Origin of the sequence: Kocuria sediminis, from assembly GCF_009735315.1 — a bacterium.
Taxonomy (GTDB): Bacteria; Actinomycetota; Actinomycetes; order Actinomycetales; family Micrococcaceae; genus Kocuria; species Kocuria turfanensis.
The window spans coordinates 174,443-197,464 of sequence record NZ_WOGU01000002.1; the positions used below are offsets into that span (position 1 = coordinate 174,443).

Consider the following 23,022-nt stretch of genomic DNA (forward strand, 5'->3'; position numbering starts at 1 on the left):
TGGGTCCGGGCGGGCCGGGCCACCGGGCGATCTCGGCGGAGGTCGTCGGCGCACGGGGACTCCACGAGGGAAATCAGGGTGCTGACCTGTCCCGGAGCGTCGGCTTGCGCCGGCGGCGACGATGTGTCGGAAGCCGCCGCCGACCACTAGCCTGAGGGCGTGAAGGTTCTGGTACTGGGCCCCGGAGGCCGCGAACACGCAATCATCCGTGCACTGCTGGCAGATCCCGAGGTCGCGCAGGTGCACTGCGCGCCGGGCAACGCCGGCATCGCGCAGCTCGTCCCGGTCCACGCCGTGGACGCCAACGACCCCGCGGCGGCCGCGGCCCTCGCCCGCGAGCTCGCCGCCGACCTCGTCGTGATCGGCCCCGAGGCGCCCCTGGTCGCCGGTGTGGCCGACGCCCTGCGCGCGGCGGGCTTCCCCGTGTTCGGCCCCTCGCAGGCCGCGGCACGGCTCGAGGGCTCGAAGGCCTTCGCCAAGGAGGTCATGGCCGCGGCCGGCGTGCCCACCGCGATGGCCCGGGTGGCCACCTCCGAGGAGGAGGCCGCCGACGCCCTCGACACCTTCGGCGCCCCCTACGTCGTCAAGGACGACGGGCTCGCCGCCGGCAAGGGCGTGGTCGTCACCTCCGACCGCGCGGCAGCCCTCGAGCACGCCGCGGCCTGCTTCGCGGCGGGCGGGTCCGTGGTGGTCGAGGAGTTCCTCGACGGGCCCGAGGTGTCCCTGTTCGTGCTCACCGACGGCTCCCGGGTCATCCCGCTGAGCCCGGCCCAGGACTTCAAGCGGATCCGCGACGACGACGAGGGCCCCAACACCGGCGGCATGGGCGCCTACACGCCGCTGCCGTGGCTGCCGGAGGGCTTCGTGGACGAGGTCGTGGAGCGGGTGGCCCGTCCCACGGTCGACGAGATGCGCCGCCGGGGCACGCCCTTCGTGGGGGTGCTGTACTGCGGGCTGGCCATGACCAGCCGCGGACTGCGCGTGATCGAGTTCAACGCCCGTTTCGGCGATCCGGAGACCCAGGCCGTGCTGGCCCGGCTCGCCACCCCGCTCGGCCGGCTGCTGCTCGACGCCGCGACCGGCCGGCTCGACGAGGCCGAGCGGCTGCGCTGGCGCCCGGAGTCGGCCGTCGCCGTCGTCGTCGCCGCGCAGGACTACCCGGACACCCCCCGCACGGGCGATCCGATCGGCGGGCTGGAGCAGGCCGAGGCGCTCGAGGGCGTCCACGTGGTCCACGCCGGCACCGCGGTGGCCGGTGAGGACCCGCACGCCGGGCGGATCGTCTCCGCCGGCGGGCGCGTGCTCGCCGTCGTCGCCCTCGGCGCGGACCTCGGGGCCGCCCGCGAGCGCGCCTACCGCGGAGTGGAGCTGGTCGAGCTGGAGGGCTCCCAGCACCGCACCGACATCGCCCTGAAGGCCGCCCGGGGCCTGATCACCGTCCCCGGCGTCCCCGACCCCCGTCCCCGGCAGGAGCAGGCATGAGCGAGCAGAGCACCGTCACCACCCCACCGCAGATCCCCGGCTGGACCCACATCTACTCCGGCAAGGTCCGGGAGCTCTACGTTCCCGAGGAGTCGCAGCTGCGGGCCACGGGGGTGGCCATCCACGACAACGCCGAGTACCGGGCGGGCTCCGTCCTGCTGGTCGCCACGGACCGGATCAGCGCGTTCGACGAGGTCGTCCCCACGCTGATCCCGGACAAGGGCACGATCCTCACGCAGCTGTCCCTGTGGTGGTTCGAGCAGCTGGCCGGGGTGCCCAACCACGTGCTCACCACCGACGTGCCCGAGCCCGTGCGGGGGCGCGCCGTGGTCTGCAAGAACCTGTCGATGTTCCCGGTCGAGTGCATCGCCCGCGGCTACCTGACGGGCTCGGGGCTCAAGGACTACCGGGAGACCGGGGAGGTCAGCGGGATCCGGCTGCCCGAGGGCCTCGTGGACGGCTCCCGGCTGGCCGAGCCGATCTTCACCCCGACCGGCAAGGCGGAGGTGGGCGAGCACGACCTGCCCATCACGTTCCAGGAGATGGCCGACGTGGTGGGCCATGCCGTGGCCGACCGGCTGCGCGAGCTGACGCTGACGATCTACGGCGCCGCCGAGGAGATCGCCCGCGAGCGCGGGATCATCGTGGCGGACACCAAGGTCGAGTTCGGCCTGGACTCCTACCGCGGCGCGATCACCCTGGGCGACGAGGTGCTCACCCCCGACTCCTCCCGCTTCTGGGACGCGGAGACCTACGCGCCGGGGACGGCCCAGCCGTCCTTCGACAAGCAGTACGTGCGGGACTGGCTGCGCTCGGACGAGTCCGGGTGGACGGGGACGGGCCCGGTGCCGCAGCTGCCGGACGAGGTCGTGGAGAAGACCCGGGCGCGCTACGTCGAGGCGTTCGAGCGGCTCACCGGCCGGTCCTTCGACCCGGAGGGCGGCTTCTTCGAGGTGGCCGGTCCGCCGGAGTACTGAGCCGGCTCGGGTCCCGGGGCTCAGGCGCTCGGGGCCTCCGGGGTCCACAGCGCGCGGGCCATGTCCACGCGCACCAGGTGCCGCTCGTCCTCGACCAGGGGTGTGCCCTCCTCGCGGTACCGCTCCCGGGCCTCGGCCTGGAGGTGGTCGGCCAGGGTGCCCTGCACGGTCACCACCCGCCACCACGGCAGCTGCGCTCCGGTGGGGTTGCGGGCCATGAGCGTGCCGATCACCCGCGGGGAGCGGCACTCGGCCAGCTCCGCCACGTCCCGGTAGGACAGCACCCGTCCCGGAGGGATGGCCGCGACGACGCCGGCCACCCGCTGCGCCAGCCCGTGCGGGCCCGCAGAGGACTCCGTCACGGGGTCCCCGTCACGAGGACATCGTCCGTCACAGGGCCTCCCGGCCGTCCACGGGCAGGCAGACGTCGAGCACCCACTGCCCGCCCTCGGGTCCGCTCTCGGCGTGGCCGCCCAGCAGCGAGACGCGCTCGGTGATCCCGCGCAGGCCGAGTCCCGAGGACAGCTCCGAGGACCGGCCCGCCGCGTGCGGGGACGAGCGGGGGAGCGGGTTCGTGACCCGCAGCTTCAGCTCGTGGTCGTCCGCCGCCACGGAGATCAGGCAGCGGGACCCCCGCGGGGCGTACTTGATGATGTTGGTGACGGCCTCCTGCAGGATGCGGGCCGCCGTGCCGCGCACGGTCGTGGGCGTGGCCTCGAGGTCCCCGGTGAGCGCCACCTGGGGGTCGAAGCGCAGGTCCCGCAGGCTCGCCGCGAGCGAGGTCACCACCTGGTCCAGGCTGCCGATGGCCAGGCCGGCGCCCGTCACGTCCCGCGGGTGGTCGCCGTCGTTCTCGTCCCGCAGCAGCCGCAGCAGCACCCGCAGCTCGTGCAGGGCCGAGCGGGCCGCGCCCTCCACGGTCTCCAGGACCTGGTGCAGCTCACCGACGTCCTCGGAGCGGCGCCGGCTCATGGTCTGCATCGTGATGAGCGTGAGCTCGTGAGCGACTACGTCGTGCAGGTCCCGGGCCAGCGCCTGCCGCTCGTCCTCGCGGAGCCGCTCGTTGAGGATCTCGAGATCGCGGACCTGTTGCTCGCTGCGTTGACGCTGTAGGCGGAAGTGGCGGATGCCGGCGCCGATGAGAGCGGCCACGAGAACGGGGATCAAAAGGTTCCAGAATACGGCGCCGCTGAATCCACCCTCCCGGAGAAAGGTGGCCATGAAGATCCACACGAAATAGACGAGCAGATGGGCCGCAATGAATCTGGACGTCGCGGTGGCGATCACGGCAGCTGTCACGACGAGGATCGGGATGATCACGGCGCCGAAGTTGTCGATCATGACGGATGTGATCATGCAACTCACGGACGCCACACTGGCCCAGGTGGCTCGCCAGGCCACCATGCCGACGACGACGTAGGACAGCACCCCGTCCAGAACGAGCATGAACTCCCGAGACAGGGAACCGTCGAAACTGCCCACGAGATGGGTCAGGTCATCGGCCAGGGATACGAACGCATAAACGACGAGCACCGCGGACAGCCACCAAGCGATGGGCTCGGCGTGGAAGAAGTCGCTCTTCCGGGCTGTGCGCGGTGCTCGTTCGATGGATGCGGTTACATCAGTCACAAGGACAGTGATACCGCATCAGCAGATGGCGGGCCACCAGCCGCACACGATGTAACGCGGCGCGGCATTGGCGGGGGCGACGGGGGCGACGACCAGAGTGGTGGCGACGAGAGTAGCGGCGAGGGCGCTGGTGATCTTCTTCTTCACGGGGGGCTCCTTGGATCACGAGAGCAGCACCGGATCGGGGGGGGTGCGGCCGGGATGGGGGGAGAGATGTCCCGGCTGCGAGGGGGGTGTGCTGCCCTGGTGACTCCAACTTTGCCAAAGCTAACGGTGGGGATCCATCTACCTTTGTCCAGAGTGTTTGTGACTTAAGTCGAAGATGACGCATTGCACTTTGGGGGACACGAAAAAATAGACTGTGCGGGTGACTGATACCAGAGTTCTCGTCGTGGACGACCAGCCGCTGATGCTGGAGGCCCTCAAGTCCTTTTTCTCCGCCGAACCGGGGTTCGACGTCATCGGGACGGCGTCCAACGGGCGTGAGGCCGTCGACCGCTGCCTGGTGTCCGATCCTGACGTGGTGCTCATGGACATGAAGATGCCCGTGATGGACGGCATCGAGGCCACCCGGGAGATCACCTCCCGCAGCCCCCGGTCCAAGGTGCTGGCCCTCACCACGTTCTCCACCCTGGAGTTCGTCGTGCCGGCCCTGCGCGCCGGTGCCGCCGGCTATCTGGTCAAGGACGCCCGGCCGGACGAGATCATCACGGCGGTGAACCAGGTCCTCGACAACGAGATCGCGCTCTCGCCGGCCATCGCCCGGGCCCTGGCGGACAACGTCATCTCCGTGCCGGACCAGCAGCAGGCGCGCTCGGCGGACGACGCCCTGCGCTCGCTGCTGACGGACCGGGAGATGGAGACCGTGACCCTGCTGGCCCAGGGGCTCAGCAACCGGGAGATCGCCGAGCAGATGCACGTCTCCGAGGGCAGCGTGAAGGCCTACCTCGGCCGGGTGTGCGAGAAGTTCGGCGTGCGCGACCGCGTGCAGGCGCTCATCAAGGCGTACCAGAGCGGTCTCGTGGATCCCCAGCTGCGCGACCTCTGAGTTCCTGCTGGCTCCTCGGGGCCCGGACCCCGCCGGAAGTCGAGTCGGAAGTCCAGCCGCAATGTAGACAAAAGTGCATTCATCTGCATGTGCAAGTCCGGCAGAATCGTCAGTGCGAGCAGAGAAAAGAAGTCGGTGGACGAGCGAGAGACGTCCCCACGGTGCACGGCCCGTCCCCCCATGAGGCCCTGCACCGGACCGGATGGTCCACCGACCTGCTCACGGTAGGGGGCCGCCCCGGGATAGTCCCCCCTGGACCGGGATGCGGCCGCGCAAGGCTTGGATCACCTTGCACCCCCACGGCCAAGGCCCCCTACCGTGCAACATCGCTGACGAGCGCAACGGCCCCACCGGTTCCGGCGGGGCCGTTCTCGTGTCCCCGGCCGGGGGCGGTCAGTCCCGTCCGTCCCGTCCGTCCTCGCCGGCGCGGCTGTGGCCGAAGAACCAGGTGATGTGCTCCCGCAGCGCGGCCGCGGCGTCCTGGCCCCGCCGCTCCTGGAAGGCCCGCAGGATCTCGCGGTGCTGCCGCTGCAGGGTGCGGCGAACCTGCGGCCAGTCCTCCAGTCCCGCCACCGTCTCCTGGACGTAGCCGATCGTGGCCTGGCGCAGCGAGGACATGACGGTCTCGACCACCACGTTGCCCGCCAGCGAGGAGAGCAGGACGTGGTACGCGGCGTCGTGGGCGTGGAACTGCTCGTCGGGCAGCTGCGGGTCGTCCATGGCCGCCACCAGCTCGGCCGCGTGCTCGAGCGCCGCCGCCCGCTCGGGGGTCTCCGGGGCGGTGGCCGCTTCCAGCGCCGACTGCGTCTCGAGCAGCAGCCGGGTCTGCACCAGGTCCCGCACCGGCAGGGACCGCGTGGCCACGTGCAGACGGAGGGCCCAGCCGAGGGCGGCCGAGGGCTCCGAGATGACGACCGCACCGGCGGCCGGGCCGGAGCCGGTCGAGGACCGGACGAGGCCCATGGCGTCGAGGATGCGGATCGCCTCCCGCACCGAGGCGCGGGAGATGCCGAACTCCTCGGCGAGCTGGCGCTCCCCGGGCAGCTTGTCGCCCACCGAGATCTCCCCGGAGCGCAGGCGTTCCTCGAGCCAGTCGAGGACGACGGTGTACATGCGCGAGGCCGTGGGCACGGGCTGCTCCTGACGTTGGACGGGATGCGCTCCAGTCTAGGGAACGGGTGAGGCCCTGCCGGATGCGCGGATCCGGCAGGGCCTCACGGGGGCGCTCAGGAGGTGGGCACCATCCAGGCCAGCACGTTGGACTGCAGGAACACCAGGGTGCACAGCAGGAGCAGCAGGCCCAGCGACCACCAGATGACGGAGCGGAAGATCGCGGACTCCTTGCCCTCCATGCCCACGGCGGTCGCGGCGATGGCGAGGGACTGCGGGGAGATCATCTTGCCGACCACACCGCCCGAGGTGTTCGCCGCGGTCATCAGGTGCGGGTCCAGACCCGTGCCCTCGGCGGCGGTCTTCTGGAGGTTGGAGAACAGCGCGTTGGCGGAGGTGTCCGACCCGGTGACGGCGGTGCCGAGCCAGCCGAGCACGGGCGAGAAGAAGGCGAAGGCCGCGCCGATGCCGGCCACCCACGTGCCGATGGAGATGGTCTGCCCGGAGGTGTTCATCACGTAGGCCAGCGAGAGCACGCTCATGATCGTCAGGGCGGAGAAGCGCATCTTCCAGAACGAGCGTCCGATCTCGGCCACCGCGTCGCCGACCGACAGCCGGAAGCGGCCGCCGGCGGTGAACACCGAGTAGATGACCGCCACGAGCAGGCCCGTGAGCAGCAGCAGTGTGCCGGGGCTGGAGAGCCACTGCAGCTTGTACACCGTGCTGCTGAGCGGCTCGCCCTCGGCGTCCACCAGGCGCCCGTCCAGGCCGGGCCAGGGGATCGACACGTCGGTGCCGGCCAGCGCGGCCGGCACGTCCGCGCCAAGGGTCCACAGCTTGGCGACCCCGAACACGGCCACCACCAGGACGTAGGGCAGCACGGCCATCCACACCCGGGCCGGGGTCAGGCCCTCGGGCGCCGGGGGCTTGTCCACGCCCAGGCGGGCGCGCACGCCGTCGGCGCCCTTCGGCCGCCAGAAGCGCAGGAGGATCACGGCCGCGGCCAGGCCCACGAGGGACGCGACCACGTCGGTGAGCTCGTAGGAGAAGTACGTGGCGGTCCACCACTGGGCGACGGCGAAGGAGACGCCGATCACGAGGGCGGCGAGCCAGGCCTCCCGGAGCCCGCGGACGCCGTCGATGATGAACAGCAGGATGAAGGGCACGAGCACGGCGAAGAACGGCGCCTGGTGCCCGACGACCGCGCCGATCCGGGCGGGGTCCAGCCCGGTGAGCACCCCGGCGGTGGTGATCGGGATGGCGATCGCGCCGAAGGCCACGGGGGCGGTGTTGGCGATCAGCACCACGGTGGCCGTCTTCAGCGGTTTGAGCCCCAGGGCCAGGATCATCGTGGCCGTGATGGCCACGGGGGCGCCGAAGCCGGCGAGAGCCTCCAGCAGGCCGCCGAAGCAGAAGGCGATGAGGACCGCCTGGATGCGCAGGTCCCCGCCGCCGATGGTGTCGAAGATCGTCCGCAGGTCCTCGAAGCGCCCGCTGAGCACCGTGACCTGGTAGAACCACAGCGCCATGACCACGATCCACACGATCGGGAACAGGCCGTAGACCGCCCCCTGCGTCGCCGAGAGCAGGGCCAGCCCCAGGGGCATCCCGAAGGCCAGGACGGCGACGACGATCGCCGCCAGGAGAGCCGTGGCCCCCGAGACGTGGGCGCGCGCCTTCACGCCCAGGAGCATGACGAAGAAGGTGAGCAGCGGGACGGTGCCGACCAGGGCCGAGAGCGCGACGCTCCCGCCGACGGCGTCGGTCATCGAGGTGAAGGTGGTCACGCGATCTCCGGGGGACGAGGGTGAGCGGGGCAGGGAGCACCCGTGGGCACGACCACCTATGGTCGGACCACAGGGGTGCGACCACGAACAGTACATGAGCCAGGTCACACGCCCAAGCCCGACGCGGCCCGGCGATGGCCGGAGCCGGCCCGATTGTGTGACCGCCCTCACCGGTCTAGCATGGTCAGACCACAGGCGGCGGCGCGTCGTCGCCCCGTTTCCCGCACCGTCCGGAGGCCGCATGAGAATCGCCCTGTTCGCCACGTGCATCGTGGACGCGATGTACCCGAAGGTCGCGCTGGCCACCGTGCGGGTGCTCGAGCGGCTCGGTCACGAGGTGGTGTTCCCGCCCGGGCAGGGCTGCTGCTCCCAGATGCACGTCAACAGCGGCTACATGGACGACGCCCTGCCGGTGGTCCGCAATCACGTGCACGCCTTCTCCGCCGCCGACTACGACGTGGCCGTGGCCCCCTCGGGCTCCTGCGTGGCCTCCCTGGGGCATCAGCAGCCCATGGTCGCCCGCGCCGGCGGCGACGAGGACCTGGCCCAGCAGGCCGAGGCCGTCGCCGCGAACACCTACGAGCTCTCCCAGCTGCTGACGGACGTGCTCGGCGTGACCGACGCGGCCGCCCAGCTGGGCTCCTGGTTCCCGCACACGGTGACCTACCACCCCTCCTGCCACGGGATGCGCCTGCTGCGCCTGGGGGACCGGCAGCGGGACCTGATCGCCTCGGTGGCCGACCTCGAGCTCGTGCCGCTGCCCGACGCCGAGGAGTGCTGCGGGTTCGGCGGCACCTTCTCCTTCAAGGTCCCCGAGGTCTCCGCGGCGATGGCCGAGGAGAAGATCGACAACATCGTGGCCACCGGTGCGCAGCTGTGCACCGGAGGCGACGCCTCCTGCCTCATGCACCTGGGCGGGGCCATGGCCCGCCGGGACACCGGCGTGACCACGGTGCACTTCGCCGAGATCCTGGCCTCCACCCGGAGCAACCCGCTGGAGGTCTCCGGGCCGGTGGAGCTGTCCATCCCGACCCCGAAGGGGCGCCGCGCGGCGCCGTCGTCGCGCCCGTCCGCCACGTCCGCCACCCGAGGAGGTGCCCGGTGAGCCGCACCGCCCTGGGAATGCCCGCCGTCCGTCCCGTCCACGGGCAGGGGAACCTGCACGCGTCCACCGCCTTCCCCGCGGCCGCCAAGGCGGAGCTGGGCAACACGCAGATGCGCGCCAACATCCGGCACGCCACCCACACCATCCGCGGCAAGCGTGCGCGGGTGGCCGGTGAGCTGCCGGACTGGCAGGAGCTGCGGGCCGCCGGCTCCGCGATCAAGGAGCGCGTCATGGCGCACCTGCCGGAGCTGCTCGAGGAGTTCGAGCGCAACGTCACCGCCCGCGGGGCCACCGTGCACTGGGCCCGCGACGCCGCCGAGGCCAACCGGATCGTCACCGAGCTCGTGCAGGCCACCGGCTCCACCGACGTCATCAAGATCAAGTCCATGGCCACGCAGGAGATCGGCCTGGACCAGCACCTGTCCGCGGCCGGGATCGAGGCCACGGAGACGGACCTCGCCGAGCTCATCGTCCAGCTGGGCCGCGACAAGCCCTCCCACATCCTCGTCCCGGCCATCCACAAGAACCGGCACGAGATCCGCGACATCTTCCTGGCGGAGATGCCCGAGACCGACGAGACCCTCACCGCCGAGCCCCGCGACCTCGCCGAGGCGGCCCGGTCCCACCTGCGGGAGAAGTTCCTCTCCACCTCGGTGGCGATCTCCGGGGCCAACTTCGGCGTCGCCGAGACCGGGACGCTGACCGTGGTGGAGTCCGAGGGCAACGGGCGCATGTGCCTGACCCTGCCCGAGACCCTGATCACCGTGATGGGCATCGAGAAGCTCGTGCCCACCTTCGCCGACCTCGAGGTCTTCCTGCAGCTGCTCCCGCGCTCCTCCACCGGTGAGCGGATGAACCCCTACACCTCCCTGTGGACCGGGGTCACCCCCGGCGACGGGCCGCAGGACGTGCACGTGGTGCTGCTGGACAACGGCCGCTCCGCGGTGCTCTCCGACCCGAAGGGCCGCTCGGCGCTGCACTGCATCCGCTGCTCGGCGTGCCTGAACGTATGCCCCGTCTACGAGCAGACCGGCGGCCACGCCTACGGCTCCACCTACCCGGGGCCGATCGGGGCGATCCTGTCCCCGCAGCTCACCGGCATCACCTCCGAGCAGAACGCCTCGCTGCCCTACGCTTCCTCGCTGTGCGGGGCCTGCTACGACGTGTGCCCGGTGAAGATCAACATCCCCGAGATCCTCGTGCACCTGCGCGACGAGGACGTGCGCACCCGCCACGGCGAACGGCCCGACGACGACGCCGCCGCCGCCGGGGCGCCGTCCCGGCGCGGGCCGCAGGTCCCGTCCCAGATGGACCTCATGATGAAGGGGGCGTCCTTCGTGATGTCCTCCGGCACGCGGATGGCGCTCGCCGAGAAGGGCCTGCCGCTGGGGCGGGCCGTGGCCGGGCGGGACCGGGTCATCTCCTGGCTGCCCGGCGTGGTGGGCGGCTGGACCGAGCAGCGGGACATCCCCGCACCGCCGAAGCAGTCCTTCCGCAACTGGTGGGCCAAGCACGGCGACGAGACCGAGCAGCGGCTGCAGCAGGACGGGGTCCCGGACCCCGCGGCCGACGAGGAGGGGACCGCATGAGCACCGACGCGAAGACCGAGATCCTGGCCCGCATCCGCGGCGCGCTGGGCGACGCCCCGGCGGCCCCGGAGGTCGAGCGCACCTACCGGAGGGCCTCCGACCGGGCGCGCGCGGAGGTCGTCGACATGCTCGAGGACCGGCTCGTCGACTACAAGGCCACCGTGCACCGGGAGACGCCCGAGTCCCTGCCCGCGCGGATCGCCGCGCTGCTGGGCGCGTCCTCCCGCTACGTGGTGCCCGAGGGCCTGGACCGCTCGTGGCTGCCGGAGGAGACCGGCATGCGGCGGGCGATCGTGGACCCCAACGACTCCCGGGCCGCCTCCGCCCTGGGGGTGCGCGAACTCAACGCGGTGGACGCCGTGATCACCTCATCCACGGTCTCCTGCGCCGAGACCGGCACGATCTTCCTCACCGGCCGCGCCGACGAGGGCCGGCGGGCGATCAGCCTGGTCCCGGACCACCACATCTGCGTGGTGACCCTGGACTCGGTGGTCGATCTGGTCCCGGAGGCACTGGCCCGGGTCGAGCCGACCGCTCCGGTCACGATGATCTCCGGGCCCTCCGCGACCTCGGACATCGAGCTCGAGCGGGTCGAGGGCGTGCACGGGCCCCGGCGGCTGGACGTGGTGCTGCTCGGCTGACCGCGACGGGGCCCGGCGGGCCTCCCGTCCCGATGCGTCGTTCCCGGCGCAGTTCCATGATTTGCGATGGAGAAGTGCCTAAGCTGACGGCGTGAAGGAATCCTCGCTCGTCGCCGTGGTCGTCGTCGGTGCCCTGGCCCTCGGCGGCGGCACCATCGCCACGCAGCTCTCCGCCCGCGCCGAGCAGGAGGCCCAGGCGCCGCCGCCGGTGTGCACCGTCCTGGACCGCTCCGAGCTGGCCCCCGGGTCCGGGGCCCTCTACGGCGTGAACCTGGACTGGGAGGACAAGCCGCTGGCCGACTACGCCGACCGCTTGGGTCACCGGCCCGCGGTCTCCGTGTCCTTCACCGGCTTCCCCTACGACGAGCGCGGGCACGACTACCTGCGGATGGCGGCCGACCAGGTCCGCGCCGACGGGCAGATGCTCCTGCTGACCCTCGAGCCCCAGGGCGGGCTCGAGAAGGTGACCGACGAGGCCGTGCAGGCGCTGGCGGCCGATCTGGCGGAGATCAACGACTCCGGGGTGCCGGTCATCGTGCGCTTCGCCCACGAGATGAACGGCTCCTGGTACGCCTGGGGCCAGCAGCCGACCGCCTACGTGGAGGCCTACCGCCGGGTGGCGGAGGCGGTGCACGAGCAGGCCCCCGGCTCGGCGATGATGTGGGCCCCCAACTACGGAGGCGGATACCCCTTCGCCGGTGGCGAGCACGAGGCCGAGCCCGGCACCGCGGACTTCGCGGCCCTGGACACCGACGGGAACGGCGAGCTGACCATGGCCGACGACGCGTACGCCCCGTACTACCCGGGCGACGACGCCGTGGACTGGGTGGGGATGTCCCTGTACCACTGGGGCGACCAGCACCCCTGGGGCGAGAACGAGGTCCCCGAGCCCGGCAAGTTCGCGGCCCAGCTCACCGGCACCTACGACGGCGCCGGCGGCGACGACCGCGCCGTGCCCGACTTCTACGCCGAGTACGGGGAACGGCGGGGCAAGCCCGTGGCCATCCCGGAGACCGCAGCCCTGTACAACCCGGCCGCGGGCGGCGCCGACGAGCTGGCGATCAAGCAGGCGTGGTGGGGGCAGGTCTTCGACCCGTCGATCCCGCAGGACTTCCCGCAGCTGAAGCTGATCAGCTGGTTCGAGTGGGACAAGCACGAGGTGGAGATCGACGGGCCCGTGGACTGGACGACCACCAACACCGCCGCCGTGCGCGAGGCCTTCACCGCCGACCTGCCCGACTGGCTGCGCTGGGGGCCCGAGGAGAGCTGCACCGCGCCCGGTGCTTGAGCCGGGCGCCGCTCCGGCGCCGGGCGCAGGAACCGGGCGCGGTGCAGGCCCGTCCGCTACATCGACTACATCGACGCGGACGGCGTCATGATCACGAAGGTCTCACCGTCCGGGCCGGTCGCCACGGCCATCCGCCCGTACTCGAAGTCGGACGGCTCCGCGGTGATCGAGCCCCCGGCGCGGCGGACGCGCTCCGCGGCGGCGTCGACGTCCTCGACCTGGAACGCCACGCCCCATCCCGGCTGGGCGCCGTCCGTGTTGGGGTCCGGGCCGCCGATCCCGCCGGCGGGCCGGTCTCCGTCCGGCACGCTGAACATGGCGTAGGGCATGGAGTCGTTGCCGATGTCCTCGTACCGGTAGCCGAACACGCGCCCGTAGAAGTCCCGGGCCGCGGCAGGGTCCCCGGTCATGAGGTCGCACCAGGCCACGGTGCCGGGCTCCTCGACGCGGCGGAAGCCGGTGTGGTCCTTGGCCTGCCACATCCCGAAGGTGGCACCCGTGGGGTCGACCCACATCCCCATGGACCCGAAGGAGCCGACCTCCATGGGCTCGTAGACCGGCTTGGCCCCGGCCTCGCCCGCCTTCGCGGCGTGGGCGGCGATGTCGTCGGTGGCGAGGTAGACCGACCACACGTGCGGGGCGTTCTCCATGCCCTCCATGGTGGGGGAGAGCCCGGCCACGGCGTCGCCGTCGCCGCTGCCACTGCCGTTGCCGTGGCCGTTCAGCAGGGCGTTGCAGTAGCCGCCGTACTCGGGCTGGGACTCGGAGTACGTCCAGCCGAGGACGTCGCGGTAGAAGGCCTGGGTTCGCTCCAGGTCGGAGGCCATGAGGTCCACCCAGCAGGGCGTGCCGGCGGGCCAGGGATTCGTGTGCGTGCTCATGTCGATCGTCCTTCGCAGAACCGATGGATGGTGTGCGCCGGAGACCCGCACCGGCCGGTGTGACCTCCGACACCGCCCATGCTAGGAACCGCCCCGGACGCGCTAACGGGCCGAGCGACAGGGTGACGAGGGCGTCGTCCTGGCGTCCTCGTGCCCGGGGACGCGCGGATCTAGGCTGTGCTCACGGAGAAGAGGGCGGGCCATGAGGATGATGCTGCTGACCGCGGGGTCCCGCGGGGACGTGGAGCCGTTCGCCGCGCTGGCCCGCCGTGCCGCCGCGCAGGGCCACGAGGCCCGGCTGGCGGTGCCGGAGAACCCGGGGGCCGATCTGTCCGGGCTGGACGCGGTAAGCCTGGAGGTCGACTTCCAGCGGCTGATCGGCACGCAGGGCGCCTCGCCATGGACGGCCGTGCGCCACTACCGCACCGAGGTGGGCCCCGGCATGCGCCGGATGCTCTCCGCCGCCGTCCGCGAGACCCTGGCCTACCGGCCCGACGTGGTGGTGCACCACCCCAAGGTCCTCACCGCGCCGGCGGTCGCCGACGCGCTCGGTGTTCCGCACGTGGTGGTGGAGACTGTGCCCGTCCTCACTCCCACCCGAGAGTTCCCGGCGCCGGGGGTGGTCAACCGTGACCTCGGGCCGTTCAACCGGTGGACCTACGCAGTCACCCGGGGCGCCGGGCGGATGTTCCGACGTGACATCGAGCGGGCCTGCGCGCAGCTGCCCAGCTTTACCCCGGACTCTGCTCACTCCGCTCCGGCGGCGTCGCTGGTGCCGATCAGTCCGCAGCTGCTGCCCCGTCCCGCCGACTGGCCCACCTCCGCCCACCTCACCGGCGCGTGGCACGACGACGCCGGCGCTCCCCCGCTCGATCCTGATGTGCTCCGATTCCTCCGGGGCGGGGCGTACCTGATGGCGACCTTCGGGTCCATGGCGGTCGGCGACCCGCTGGCCCGGGGGAGGGCGGTGGTGGAGGTCGCCCGCGCCCACGGCCTGCGAACGCTGCTGCTCACGGGCTGGGGCGGCCTGGCGCTGCCCGACGCGCTGCGCGGCGACGACGTGCACGTCACCTCTTCCGTGCCGCTGGACGCGGTGCTGCCCGGGGCGGCGCTGGCGGTGCACCACGGCGGGGCGGGGACCGTGCACACCGTGGCCCGGGCCGGCGTCCCGCACGTGATCGTTCCGTTCCTGGCCGACCAGCCGTTCTGGGGCCGGCAGCTGCACCGGCGCGGCCTCGCCGCGGCGCCCGTTCCCCGCCAGCGGCTGACCACGGAGCGGCTCACGGCGGCGCTCGTCGAAGCGGTCGCCTGCGCGGCCACCGCCGAGCGGGTGGGGCAGGAAATCCGGCGGGAGCACGGGGTGCAGACGGCACTCGACGTCGTTCTCTCGTGCTGAATCGGGAAATGCGCAGAATGCTGATCGTCATGGCTTACACCTGAATTTCTGCCTCTCGGGCCAGCAGGAATTCATCGTGCGTCACATTCCGTTTTCCCGGGCACCGGAATTCGATGAAGCGGAAATGCCGTGCGACGTGCTTCGACACCGGAAAAGGCCTGTGCTCGGTTAGGGTCTGTGCCGTACAGCACCCCTCATGTGGGGACAGCAGTCCACCGGGCGACCGTCAAGGCGCTCACGAACCCGAGGGGCCCGTCCGTGGAGATGGTCGTCAACGCCGCACCGCTCTGGCTCCTGCTCGCCACCGGCCTGGCCGGCGCGGTGCTCGGGGCGTTCCTCCCGCAGGTGGTCGTCCGCTGCAGCCCCGTCGAGGACGAGCCGCTGCCGGCTCCGCCCAAGCCGGTGCTCGCCATGGCCACGGCGGTCCTGTTCGTCCTGGTGGCCGTGGTACTCGGCCTCTCGTGGGAGCTGCCGGCGTACCTGTTCTTCGCCGCGGTCGCCGTGGTGCTCACCGTGATCGACCTGCGCCACCACCTCCTGCCCAACGCCGTGGTCCTGCCCGCCCTGGGCATCGGTGTCGTGCTCCTGACCTGTGCCGCCGCAGGGCAGGGCGACTGGGGTGCCCTGCTGGGGGCCGTGCTCGGCGCTCTCGTGCTCTTCGTCCTGTACCTGGTGCTGGCGCTGATCTCGCCGGCCGGTCTGGGCATGGGCGACGTCAAGCTCGCCGCTGTGCTCGGCCTGTTCCTCGGCTTCCAGGGCTGGGGTGCGCTGTTCGTCGGCGCCGTCTTGGCGTCGGTGATCGGCGCGGTGGTGAGCCTGGCCGTGCTGGCGTCCCGCCGCGGTGGCCTGCGCAGCGACGTCCCGTTCGGGCCGTCGATGCTGGCCGGCGCCCTGCTGGCCGTGGTGGTGGGGGAGCGGGTGGCCCGGGAATACCTGCTGCCGGGGCTGTACTGACGCGGTTCGGGGGACAAGCGTACGGCCTCCGAGCTGCATGCAGATGAATGTAGCGGCCCACTAGGCATTACGTCGCTGTTTGACGTCCCCCAAAGAGCATGCGTTCGAATGCTTGTGGCTTTGCTGGAGCAAAGTCTAATCTTCTTACAGGTCAGTAGCCCGGTACTGGGAGCCTTTCGCAGGCAGTGTCGGAAACAGCTGAAGACCCACTCCACCCTTTCTCCGCTTTGCGAAGGAGCTTTTCCATGCTGCCTCTTTTCATCACCCTCCAGACCCTCTTCGGCGACGCCAAGGCCCGCCTCTCCGGCGAGGAGAAGGGCGCGACCGCCGTCGAGTACGGCCTGCTGATCGGTCTCGTGGCCGTCGTCCTCGTGGCCGCGATCGCCCTGCTTGGGCCCGCCTTCGCGGGAATGATGGGCCGGATCATCGCTACGCTTCCCTGATCCCAGGGCCCACTACGCGCCGCGGCGTCCCCTGCGGGGGCGCCGCGGCGCGGCACGTTCCGGCTCGAAGGAGGGGACCATGAGCCGTTTCCGTTCCGAACGAGGAGCAGTGGCCGTCGAGTTCGCGCTCGCCATCCCGCTCCTTCTGACATTACTTCTGGGGATCGTCGAAATGGGGTTCGCGTTCAACTCGCAGATCTCGGTCACGCACGCCGCCCGCGAGGCCGTGCGAACCATGGCCATCCAGGATGATCCTGCTGCCGCTCGTGCCACGGCCATTGCCTCGTCACCGTCCTTGATCCCAGCCTTGACCGCAGGGGAGATCACGGTGACCCCCACCGCTTGCACTGCTGGCAGCACCGCCACGGTGACCATTCGGCACAATCACACTCTTGTCACCGGCCTGTTCGGCGCCAATGTCACCATCCGAGGAACGGCGGCCATGCGATGCGGGGGTTGATCCGCCGGCTACGGCGCGGAGAGCGGGGAGGTATCTCCGTGATCGTCGCCTTGTCTCTGGTGGTCCTGCTGGGTGTGGCGGCCCTAGTGGTCGACGTTGGGGCTTTGTACGCCGAGCGCGCAGAGCTGCAGAACGGGAGCGACGCCGCAGCCCTGGCCATCGCCCAGAACTGTGCGGTCGGCAGCTGCGGCGCTCCAGGTTCCACGGCGCAGGCGTTCGTCAACTCGAACGCCAAGGACAACGCCGCGAACGTCGACGCGCCGACGTTCCCCACGTCGACCTCGGTGCGCGTCCGCGCGACGACGAGGGAGACCGGTGGGGCTGGCTCGCTGGCGCTGATGTTCGCGCCACTGCTGGGAATCGACCGGGAGACCGTCTCGGCGACTTCCACGGCTGCTTGGGGCAGTCCTGCCGGCGGACCAGCGGTGCTGCCTCTGGCCTTCGCGCCGTGCGTGTTCAACCTCAGTGGCGGGCGGCAAGTGATCCAGACGCACGGCTCTGGAACACCCAGCTGCACCAGCACAAGTCCGTCGGGCCAGACCCTTCCCGGCGGATTCTCGTGGCTCAGCGGATCCACGAGTACGTCCTGCTCCGCGGACCTCACCATCAACACCTGGGTGCCGAGCAGCCCGGGTGCCAGTGTCCCCGGTGCATGTGACAGCGTGCTGGTTCCGTCACTCGTCGGCGATACCGTGCTGCTACCCGTCTACGGGGACAGGACCGGTACCGGTTCCGGCGCATCCTACCGCCTCACCGGTTGGGCCGCATTCAGGATCTACGGCTGGCGGTTCCCCAGCAACGCGGTGAACAACAACACTGCTGCCGGCCCCAATTGCACCGGCAGCTGCAACGGGATCATCGGCGAGTTCGTGCGCTTCGCCTCCCTGGACGAGGAGTTCACCACCGGGGGCCCGAACATGGGCGCCACCATAGTCTCCCTGACCGAATAGAAGGATCATCTCGTGAAAGTACGTGTCATCGCAGCCGTCCTGGCCGCACTCCTTGCCGTGGTCGGTTCCCTCCTCGTCTCCGGTTACGTCCGCGCCGCCGACGCACGTGCCCTCGAGGGCACGGAGACCCGGGAGGTCTTCGTGGTGCAGGACGAGGTGCGAGCCGAGATGCCTGTCGAAGAACTGACAAAGCATCTGCGCAAGCAGATGCTGCCGGTCTCCGCACTGGCCGAGGACGTGGTGACGGACCTCGACGAGTTCGAGGGCCGCGTCACTGCCGTCGAGCTCCGGCCCGGCGAGCAGTTGCTGGGCAGCAGGCTCGTCACGCTCAACTCCCTCCAGGAGCCCGGCCGCGTGGCGGTGCCGAAGGAGCTGCAGGAGGTCACCATCCAGGTCAGCGCTGATCGTGTGGTCGGCGGTCAGGTCAAGGCCGGTGACTTCGTGGGGGTGTTCGCCTCCTTCGACCAGGGTCCCGGGGACAAACCTGCTACGGAGCTGGTCTTCCACCGGGTGCTCGTCACGAGCGTCCAGGGCGCGCCGGCCGCTGCCGAGGCGAGCGGCGAAGAGGAGGCCGCTCCCGGTGCACCTCCTGTCCCGGAGGGGGCGATGCTGGTCACGCTCGCCCAGGACGCGGCTGACGCCGAGAAGACCGTCTTTGCGGCGGAGTTCGGCAAGATCTGGTTGTCGAACCAGCCCGTGGACGCCAAGTGGAACGACGACGGAGCCAGTATGGAGGACTTCTTCAAATGAGCAGATTCCTACTCGTCACCTCGGACGTGACGTTCGAGGAGCGCGTCCAGACGGCCATCTCCGGCCGGATCCCGGGCTCGGTGCAGACGGTCTACAACACGCAGGTTCCTGACACTCCCGACGAGCTTCTGCGCAAGGTCATTGGGGAACTGCCTTCGGTTCTACTCCTGGGTCCCGGGGTCGACCCGGGCGCCGCCCTCCGCCTGGCTTCCGTGTTCGACGTCCAGCACCCTGAGATCAGCCTGGTCCTCGTCGCGGAGGCAGACCCTGCTCTGGCACTGGCCGCGATGCGCTCCGGAGTGCGCGACATCCTCGAGCCCCAGGCGGAGGCCGACGTCATCCGCGTGCTGCTCGAACGGGCCTGCCACACGGCCGACAGCCGGCGTCGTGGTCTTATCCCCGATCCGTCCCTGGATGCTGCTCCGTCCCGTCGCGGCGGCCGGGTCATCGCGGTGACCTCCCCGAAGGGCGGCGTCGGCAAAACCACGGTGTCCACGAACCTGGCCGTCGGGCTCGGGAAGCTCGCTCCCATGTCCACCGTCCTGGTCGATCTGGACGTGCAGTTCGGCGACGTCGCGGCAGTGCTCAACCTCACACCCGAGCACACGCTCACCGACGCGGTGACAGGTGCGGCCGCGCAGGACACGATGGTGCTCAAGGCCTTTCTCAGCGTCCACCCTACTTCCATCTACGCCCTGTGCACGCCGGAGTCCCCTGCCGAGGCCGATCTCATCAACGCCGAGCAGATCGGGCACATGCTGGAGCAACTGGCCAGCGAGTTCCAGTTCGTCGTCGTGGACACCGCCCCGGGCCTGGGCGAGCACACCCTGGCCGCCCTCGAGGCGGCGACCGACGTGGTGTTCCTCTCCGGCATGGACGTCCCCGGAGTGCGCGGGCTGCGCAAGGAGATCGACGTCCTCACCGAGCTGCAGATGCTTCCCGGCTCACGGCACATCGTCGTGAACATGGCCGACCGCGCCAGCGGTCTGAGCGTCCAGGACATCGAGGCGACGGTCCGGACGCCGGTGGACGTGGTGGTGCCCCGGTCCAAGGCAGTGACCTACTCCACCAACAAGGGTGAGCCGATCCTGCAGGAGGCATCTCGGGACAAGGCAGCGAAGGCGCTCAATCAGCTGGTGGCGCGCTTCGATCCCGCTCACTCCACCGCGCCCCGCAAGGCCGTGCACCGCCGGGCGGTGCTCCAGTGAAACTCTCGCAGCGACTCGACGCGGCCCGCGGAGTGATTCCTGCGCCGGCTCCGGAGCACGATCAAATACAGGACACAGCAAAGGCCGAGAAATTCATTCCCACGTTCGGCGTGAACACCGCATCCGCCCCTGTGACGGTGAGCCAGGCGTCCGACGCCCTGGGCGCGCTCAAGGACCGCGTGGCCGAGGCACTGTTCGAGCGCATCGGCAGCCGGCTCAACGACTCGGGGCTGACCGAAGCCTCCCTCCAGATCTACGCCCGCGAGGAACTCACCCAGATCGTCGACGCCGAGCAGGTGCCGCTCACCACCGAGGAGCGGCAGCGCCTGGTCCGGGAGATCAGCGACGACGTTCTCGGCTTCGGTCCCCTGCAGCGGTTCCTGGACGACGAATCCGTCACGGAGATCATGGTCAACGGGCCCGACCACATCTTCATCGAGCAGGGAGGCCGGGTCCGCCTCAGCAACGCGCAGTTCAAGTCCGAGGACCACCTGCGCCAGGTCATCGAGAAGATCGTCTCGAAGGTGGGGCGCCGCATCGACGAGTCCTCACCGCTCGTGGACGCGCGCCTCGAGGACGGCTCCCGCGTCAATGCCGTCATTCCGCCGCTCGCGGTCAACGGTTCGTCACTGACCATCCGGAAGTTCGCCACTGATCCGCTCAAGGTCGCGGACCTCGTCCGTTTCGGCTCCATGTCCCCGGAGATGGCAGAGCTGCTCAACGCCTGCGTCAAGGCCCACCTGAACATTCTCATCTCGGGCGGCACCGGCACGGGCAAGACCACCCTGCTCAACGTGATGTCCTCGTTCATTCCGCACGACGAGCGGATCATCACCATCGAGGACGCCGTCGAGCTCCAGCTGCAGCAGGAGCACGTGGTGCGCCTCGAGAGCCGCCCGGCGAACATCGAGGGCAAGGGTGAGATCACCATCCGCGACCTCGTCAAGAACTCCCTCCGCATGAGGCCTGACCGCATCGTCGTCGGCGAGTGCCGCGGCGGGGAGGCGCTCGACATGCTCCAGGCCATGAACACCGGTCATGACGGCTCGCTGTCCACCATCCACGCGAATTCGCCACGGGACGTCATCGCCCGTCTGGAGACCCTCGTGCTGATGGCGGGCATGGATCTTCCTCTGCGGGCCGTCCGGGAACAGATCTCCTCGGCCATCGACGTCGTCGTCCAGCTGACACGGCTGCGCGACGGCACCCGGCGCGTCACCCACATCACCGAGGTGCAGGGCATGGAGGGCGACATCGTGACCCTGCAGGACGCCTTCGTCTTCGACTACAGCGCCGGTGTGGACAGCAGCGGGCGGTTCTTGGGTAAGGCGATCCCGACGGGGGTGCGTCCCCGTTTCGTGGACCGTTTCGAGGAGCTCGGCATCCACGTCTCGCCCACGGTCTTCGAGATGCCCGAGACGCCGATCCCGGGGAGGACGCGATGATGGCTGTCCTGCTCGGAGCCCTGTTGTGCCTCATGGCCTTCCTGCTGCTGCTGTTCGTCACCTTCAGCTCGTCGACGCCCCGACTGCCGATCGACCGCAGACGGCCGCCGCGCCTCGACGCAGCCCCACCCTCCGTGCTGAGCCGCGTCACCGGGATCACCACCAGCGCGATCGCCGACACGCTGAACCGGCACGGCTGGACGCGTTCTATCACCGACGCCCTGGATCGTGCGGGACTGCGCCTGTCCCCGGCCGACTTCATCGTCCTCGTCGGAGCGGCGGGACTGGTCTCCGCGGTTCTTGGCTTCCTCGTCGGCGGACCGCTGCTCGGCCTGCTCCTGCTCGTCGTGGCACCTCTGGGCGGAAAAGTGTTCCTGAGCCTGGCCGTCGGCAAGCGCCGTCGCGCCTTCGCCGACCAGCTCGACGACACGCTGCAACTCCTGGCCGGCAGTCTGCGCGCCGGTCACAGCCTGTTGCGCGCCGTCGACGCCGTCTCGCGAGAAGCGCAGGCCCCGACCAGTGAGGAACTGGCCCGCGTGGTCAACCAGACGCGTCTGGGCCGTGATCTCAACACGGCCCTTGAAGAGACTGCGGAGCGGATGAACAACGAGGACTTCAGCTGGGTCTCGCAGGCCATCGGCATCCACCGCGAGGTGGGAGGCGACCTGGCGCAGGTCCTCGACCAGGTCGGCCACACGATCCGGGAGCGCAATCAGATCCGCCGTCAGGTCAAGGCCTTGAGCGCAGAGGGAAAGATGTCTGCCTACATCCTCATTGCCCTTCCCATCATCGTGCCTGGGATCATGACTGCGATGAACCCTGCGTTCATCCAACCCCTGTTCGAGAGCATCATCGGTTACGGCATTCTTTTCCTGGCCTTTTCCATGCTGACCGTGGGAGCGCTCTGGATGCGCAAGATCGTCAGCTTCAAGTTCTGATCACGTCCAGTCCGTCCCAGTTCCAGGAGAGAATCCGTGGCCCCGACACTCACTTTCGCCGTAGTGGCCTTCAGCACAGCCTTAGCGCTGGGGTTGTGGGCGATGTTCAGCACCGTCGGAGCATCCGCCCGCCAAATCCGGGGCAATCTGTCCCGCGGCTTCAGCGCCGAGGCCGCCGCGCTCGGCGGGGGACCTGCGAGGCCGGTCTTCGGCGGCCTCGCCCGTTTGACGACGGCGAAGGGGGTGGCACGGCTCGATCGGTTGCATGCCCTCGCCGGTCGTCCGGCAGCCTGGCCGCTGTCACGGCTGCTCGCCGCCAAGCCGCTGCTGATGGGCGTCGGGCTGCTCTTGGGGTTGTTGTTGCTCGCCGGCAACGCCAGCGACCGGATGGTGGCGCTCGCCATCGTAGTCACGACGGTGTCTTACTTCGTGCCGGACCTGCTCCTCTACAGCCGCGGCATCGAGCGGCAGCGGGCGATCGGGCTGGAGCTGCCCGACACGCTGGACCAGATGCTGATCGCGGTCGAGGCCGGCCTCGGCTTTGAATCCGCCATGTCCCGGGCGGGAGAGAACGGCAAGGGCCCGCTGGCTGAGGAGCTGCAGCGCACGCTCGGAGACATGCGGGTGGGTGTGCCCCGCAAGGAGGCGTATCTCGCGCTGGAAGAGCGGACCAATGTCCCGGACCTACGCAACTTCACCCGTGCCGTGGTCCAGGCGGACGCCTACGGCATCTCCATCAGCTCGGTGCTACGCACGCAAGCCAACGAGATGCGGCTCAAACGACGGCAACGAGCGGAGGAGCAGGCCATGAAGATTCCGGTGAAGATCACCGTGCCTCTGATGCTGCTTATTCTGCCGGTCCTGCTCCTGATGATCATGGGACCTGTGGTGCTGACGGCCATGAAGCAGTTCTGACGACTCAGCCCTGAGGCCAGGTGGAC

At 70.3% G+C, this 23,022-nt stretch carries 23 protein-coding genes; 17 read left to right on the top strand and 6 right to left on the bottom strand.

Annotated features, from left to right (window positions below):
* The first annotated feature begins 159 nt into the window (after positions 1-159).
* Together purD and GMA12_RS03050 are read left to right on the top strand one after the other, a co-directional pair.
* The gene (purD, locus tag GMA12_RS03045; RefSeq protein WP_162459410.1) at positions 160-1,482 is read left to right on the top strand and encodes a phosphoribosylamine--glycine ligase; all 1,323 of its coding nucleotides are present in this window, start codon (positions 160-162) and stop codon (positions 1,480-1,482) included.
* Positions 1,479-2,459 (top strand): phosphoribosylaminoimidazolesuccinocarboxamide synthase, encoded by a 981-nt coding sequence (locus tag GMA12_RS03050; RefSeq protein ID WP_156267072.1) that lies wholly within the window; start codon positions 1,479-1,481, stop codon positions 2,457-2,459. The genes purD and GMA12_RS03050 overlap by 4 nt, the downstream gene beginning before the upstream one ends.
* Positions 2,460-2,479: 20 nt before the next feature.
* On the opposite strand, the gene GMA12_RS03055 is transcribed toward GMA12_RS03050, so the two are convergent.
* Genes GMA12_RS03055 through GMA12_RS19200 form a run of 3 tightly spaced genes read right to left on the bottom strand, consistent with a single transcriptional unit; the run spans position 2,480 to position 4,235 of the window.
* On the bottom strand, positions 2,480-2,821 hold the full coding sequence (locus tag GMA12_RS03055) for an MGMT family protein (RefSeq protein WP_162459411.1): 342 nt from the start codon (positions 2,819-2,821) through the stop codon (positions 2,480-2,482).
* 28 nt (positions 2,822-2,849) lie between these two features.
* A complete protein-coding gene (locus GMA12_RS03060) occupies positions 2,850-4,088 on the bottom strand; it encodes a sensor histidine kinase (protein ID WP_156267074.1) in 1,239 nt (412 codons plus the stop codon).
* A gap of 18 nt (positions 4,089-4,106) precedes the next feature.
* Positions 4,107-4,235 (bottom strand): hypothetical protein, encoded by a 129-nt coding sequence (locus GMA12_RS19200; protein WP_276607342.1) that lies wholly within the window; start codon positions 4,233-4,235, stop codon positions 4,107-4,109.
* Positions 4,236-4,455: 220 nt separating this feature from the next.
* Here GMA12_RS19200 and GMA12_RS19495 point away from each other — a divergent pair, with 220 nt between their 5' ends.
* On the top strand, positions 4,456-5,136 hold the full coding sequence (locus GMA12_RS19495) for a response regulator transcription factor (RefSeq protein ID WP_162459412.1): 681 nt from the start codon (positions 4,456-4,458) through the stop codon (positions 5,134-5,136).
* A 393-nt stretch (positions 5,137-5,529) separates the two neighbouring features.
* On the opposite strand, the gene GMA12_RS03070 is transcribed toward GMA12_RS19495, so the two are convergent.
* Both GMA12_RS03070 and GMA12_RS03075 read right to left on the bottom strand, forming a co-directional pair.
* Complete coding sequence (locus tag GMA12_RS03070) at positions 5,530-6,249, bottom strand: FadR/GntR family transcriptional regulator (protein ID WP_156267457.1); 720 nt, start codon at positions 6,247-6,249, stop codon at positions 5,530-5,532.
* Between the two features lie 113 nt (positions 6,250-6,362).
* On the bottom strand, positions 6,363-8,015 hold the full coding sequence (locus GMA12_RS03075) for an L-lactate permease (protein WP_156267459.1): 1,653 nt from the start codon (positions 8,013-8,015) through the stop codon (positions 6,363-6,365).
* Between the two features lie 259 nt (positions 8,016-8,274).
* Between GMA12_RS03075 and GMA12_RS03080 the strand changes: the two genes are divergently transcribed.
* The 4 genes from GMA12_RS03080 to GMA12_RS03095 all read left to right on the top strand — a co-directional run bounded on the left by GMA12_RS03080 (position 8,275) and on the right by GMA12_RS03095 (position 12,656).
* Positions 8,275-9,138 carry a (Fe-S)-binding protein gene (locus tag GMA12_RS03080; protein ID WP_156267076.1) on the top strand — a complete coding sequence of 288 codons (864 nt, stop codon included), beginning with the start codon at positions 8,275-8,277 and terminating at the stop codon, positions 9,136-9,138.
* On the top strand, positions 9,135-10,727 hold the full coding sequence (locus tag GMA12_RS03085; RefSeq protein WP_162459414.1) for a lactate utilization protein B: 1,593 nt from the start codon (positions 9,135-9,137) through the stop codon (positions 10,725-10,727). The genes GMA12_RS03080 and GMA12_RS03085 overlap by 4 nt, the downstream gene beginning before the upstream one ends.
* Positions 10,724-11,368, top strand: a complete 645-nt coding sequence (locus GMA12_RS03090) for a LutC/YkgG family protein (protein ID WP_156267078.1) — start codon at positions 10,724-10,726, stop codon at positions 11,366-11,368. Before GMA12_RS03085 ends, GMA12_RS03090 begins: the two co-directional genes overlap by 4 nt.
* Before the next feature lie 91 nt (positions 11,369-11,459).
* Positions 11,460-12,656, top strand: a complete 1,197-nt coding sequence (locus GMA12_RS03095) for a glycoside hydrolase family 26 protein (protein ID WP_162459415.1) — start codon at positions 11,460-11,462, stop codon at positions 12,654-12,656.
* Positions 12,657-12,721: 65 nt separating this feature from the next.
* Here GMA12_RS03095 and GMA12_RS03100 read toward each other — a convergent pair whose 3' ends face one another.
* Positions 12,722-13,537 carry a VOC family protein gene (locus GMA12_RS03100; RefSeq protein ID WP_156267080.1) on the bottom strand — a complete coding sequence of 272 codons (816 nt, stop codon included), beginning with the start codon at positions 13,535-13,537 and terminating at the stop codon, positions 12,722-12,724.
* A gap of 202 nt (positions 13,538-13,739) precedes the next feature.
* Between GMA12_RS03100 and GMA12_RS03105 the strand changes: the two genes are divergently transcribed.
* From GMA12_RS03105 to GMA12_RS03150, 10 genes are all read left to right on the top strand, one after another.
* On the top strand, positions 13,740-14,933 hold the full coding sequence (locus GMA12_RS03105) for a glycosyltransferase (RefSeq protein WP_240898564.1): 1,194 nt from the start codon (positions 13,740-13,742) through the stop codon (positions 14,931-14,933).
* Positions 14,934-15,131: 198 nt separating this feature from the next.
* Complete coding sequence (locus GMA12_RS03110) at positions 15,132-15,887, top strand: prepilin peptidase (RefSeq protein ID WP_370830060.1); 756 nt, start codon at positions 15,132-15,134, stop codon at positions 15,885-15,887.
* A gap of 245 nt (positions 15,888-16,132) precedes the next feature.
* Complete coding sequence (locus GMA12_RS03115; protein WP_156267082.1) at positions 16,133-16,330, top strand: Flp family type IVb pilin; 198 nt, start codon at positions 16,133-16,135, stop codon at positions 16,328-16,330.
* Between the two features lie 79 nt (positions 16,331-16,409).
* The gene (locus tag GMA12_RS03120; protein ID WP_156267084.1) at positions 16,410-16,790 is read left to right on the top strand and encodes a TadE/TadG family type IV pilus assembly protein; all 381 of its coding nucleotides are present in this window, start codon (positions 16,410-16,412) and stop codon (positions 16,788-16,790) included.
* 38 nt (positions 16,791-16,828) lie between these two features.
* A complete protein-coding gene (locus GMA12_RS03125; protein WP_370830063.1) occupies positions 16,829-17,740 on the top strand; it encodes a pilus assembly protein TadG-related protein in 912 nt (303 codons plus the stop codon).
* Positions 17,741-17,752: 12 nt separating this feature from the next.
* Entirely contained in the window at positions 17,753-18,490 is a 738-nt protein-coding gene (gene cpaB / locus GMA12_RS03130) for a Flp pilus assembly protein CpaB (RefSeq protein WP_162459416.1), read from the top strand.
* Positions 18,487-19,698 (top strand): CpaE/TadZ family protein, encoded by a 1,212-nt coding sequence (locus GMA12_RS03135; RefSeq protein WP_156267088.1) that lies wholly within the window; start codon positions 18,487-18,489, stop codon positions 19,696-19,698. Before cpaB ends, GMA12_RS03135 begins: the two co-directional genes overlap by 4 nt.
* Positions 19,695-21,143, top strand: a complete 1,449-nt coding sequence (locus tag GMA12_RS03140) for a TadA family conjugal transfer-associated ATPase (protein ID WP_162459417.1) — start codon at positions 19,695-19,697, stop codon at positions 21,141-21,143. The genes GMA12_RS03135 and GMA12_RS03140 overlap by 4 nt, the downstream gene beginning before the upstream one ends.
* Positions 21,140-22,081 (top strand): type II secretion system F family protein, encoded by a 942-nt coding sequence (locus tag GMA12_RS03145; RefSeq protein WP_306438936.1) that lies wholly within the window; start codon positions 21,140-21,142, stop codon positions 22,079-22,081. Before GMA12_RS03140 ends, GMA12_RS03145 begins: the two co-directional genes overlap by 4 nt.
* 36 nt (positions 22,082-22,117) lie before the next feature.
* Complete coding sequence (locus GMA12_RS03150) at positions 22,118-22,996, top strand: type II secretion system F family protein (protein ID WP_370830068.1); 879 nt, start codon at positions 22,118-22,120, stop codon at positions 22,994-22,996.
* Positions 22,997-23,022: the final 26 nt, after the last annotated feature.

What these genes read in the sequence shown, in the direction of transcription:
- GMA12_RS03050 (WP_156267072.1), top strand. Translation starts at nt 1,479, where the DNA reads ATGAGCGAGCAGAGCACCGTCACCACCCCACCGCAGATCCCCGGCTGG.
- GMA12_RS03070 (WP_156267457.1), bottom strand. Translation starts at nt 6,249, where the DNA reads ATGTACACCGTCGTCCTCGACTGGCTCGAGGAACGCCTGCGCTCCGGG.
- GMA12_RS03075 (WP_156267459.1), bottom strand. Translation starts at nt 8,015, where the DNA reads ATGACCGACGCCGTCGGCGGGAGCGTCGCGCTCTCGGCCCTGGTCGGC.
- GMA12_RS03080 (WP_156267076.1), top strand. Translation starts at nt 8,275, where the DNA reads ATGAGAATCGCCCTGTTCGCCACGTGCATCGTGGACGCGATGTACCCG.
- GMA12_RS03090 (WP_156267078.1), top strand. Translation starts at nt 10,724, where the DNA reads ATGAGCACCGACGCGAAGACCGAGATCCTGGCCCGCATCCGCGGCGCG.
- GMA12_RS03100 (WP_156267080.1), bottom strand. Translation starts at nt 13,537, where the DNA reads ATGAGCACGCACACGAATCCCTGGCCCGCCGGCACGCCCTGCTGGGTG.
- GMA12_RS03105 (WP_240898564.1), top strand. Translation starts at nt 13,740, where the DNA reads ATGAGGATGATGCTGCTGACCGCGGGGTCCCGCGGGGACGTGGAGCCG.
- GMA12_RS03115 (WP_156267082.1), top strand. Translation starts at nt 16,133, where the DNA reads ATGCTGCCTCTTTTCATCACCCTCCAGACCCTCTTCGGCGACGCCAAG.
- GMA12_RS03120 (WP_156267084.1), top strand. Translation starts at nt 16,410, where the DNA reads ATGAGCCGTTTCCGTTCCGAACGAGGAGCAGTGGCCGTCGAGTTCGCG.
- GMA12_RS03135 (WP_156267088.1), top strand. Translation starts at nt 18,487, where the DNA reads ATGAGCAGATTCCTACTCGTCACCTCGGACGTGACGTTCGAGGAGCGC.
- GMA12_RS03145 (WP_306438936.1), top strand. Translation starts at nt 21,140, where the DNA reads ATGATGGCTGTCCTGCTCGGAGCCCTGTTGTGCCTCATGGCCTTCCTG.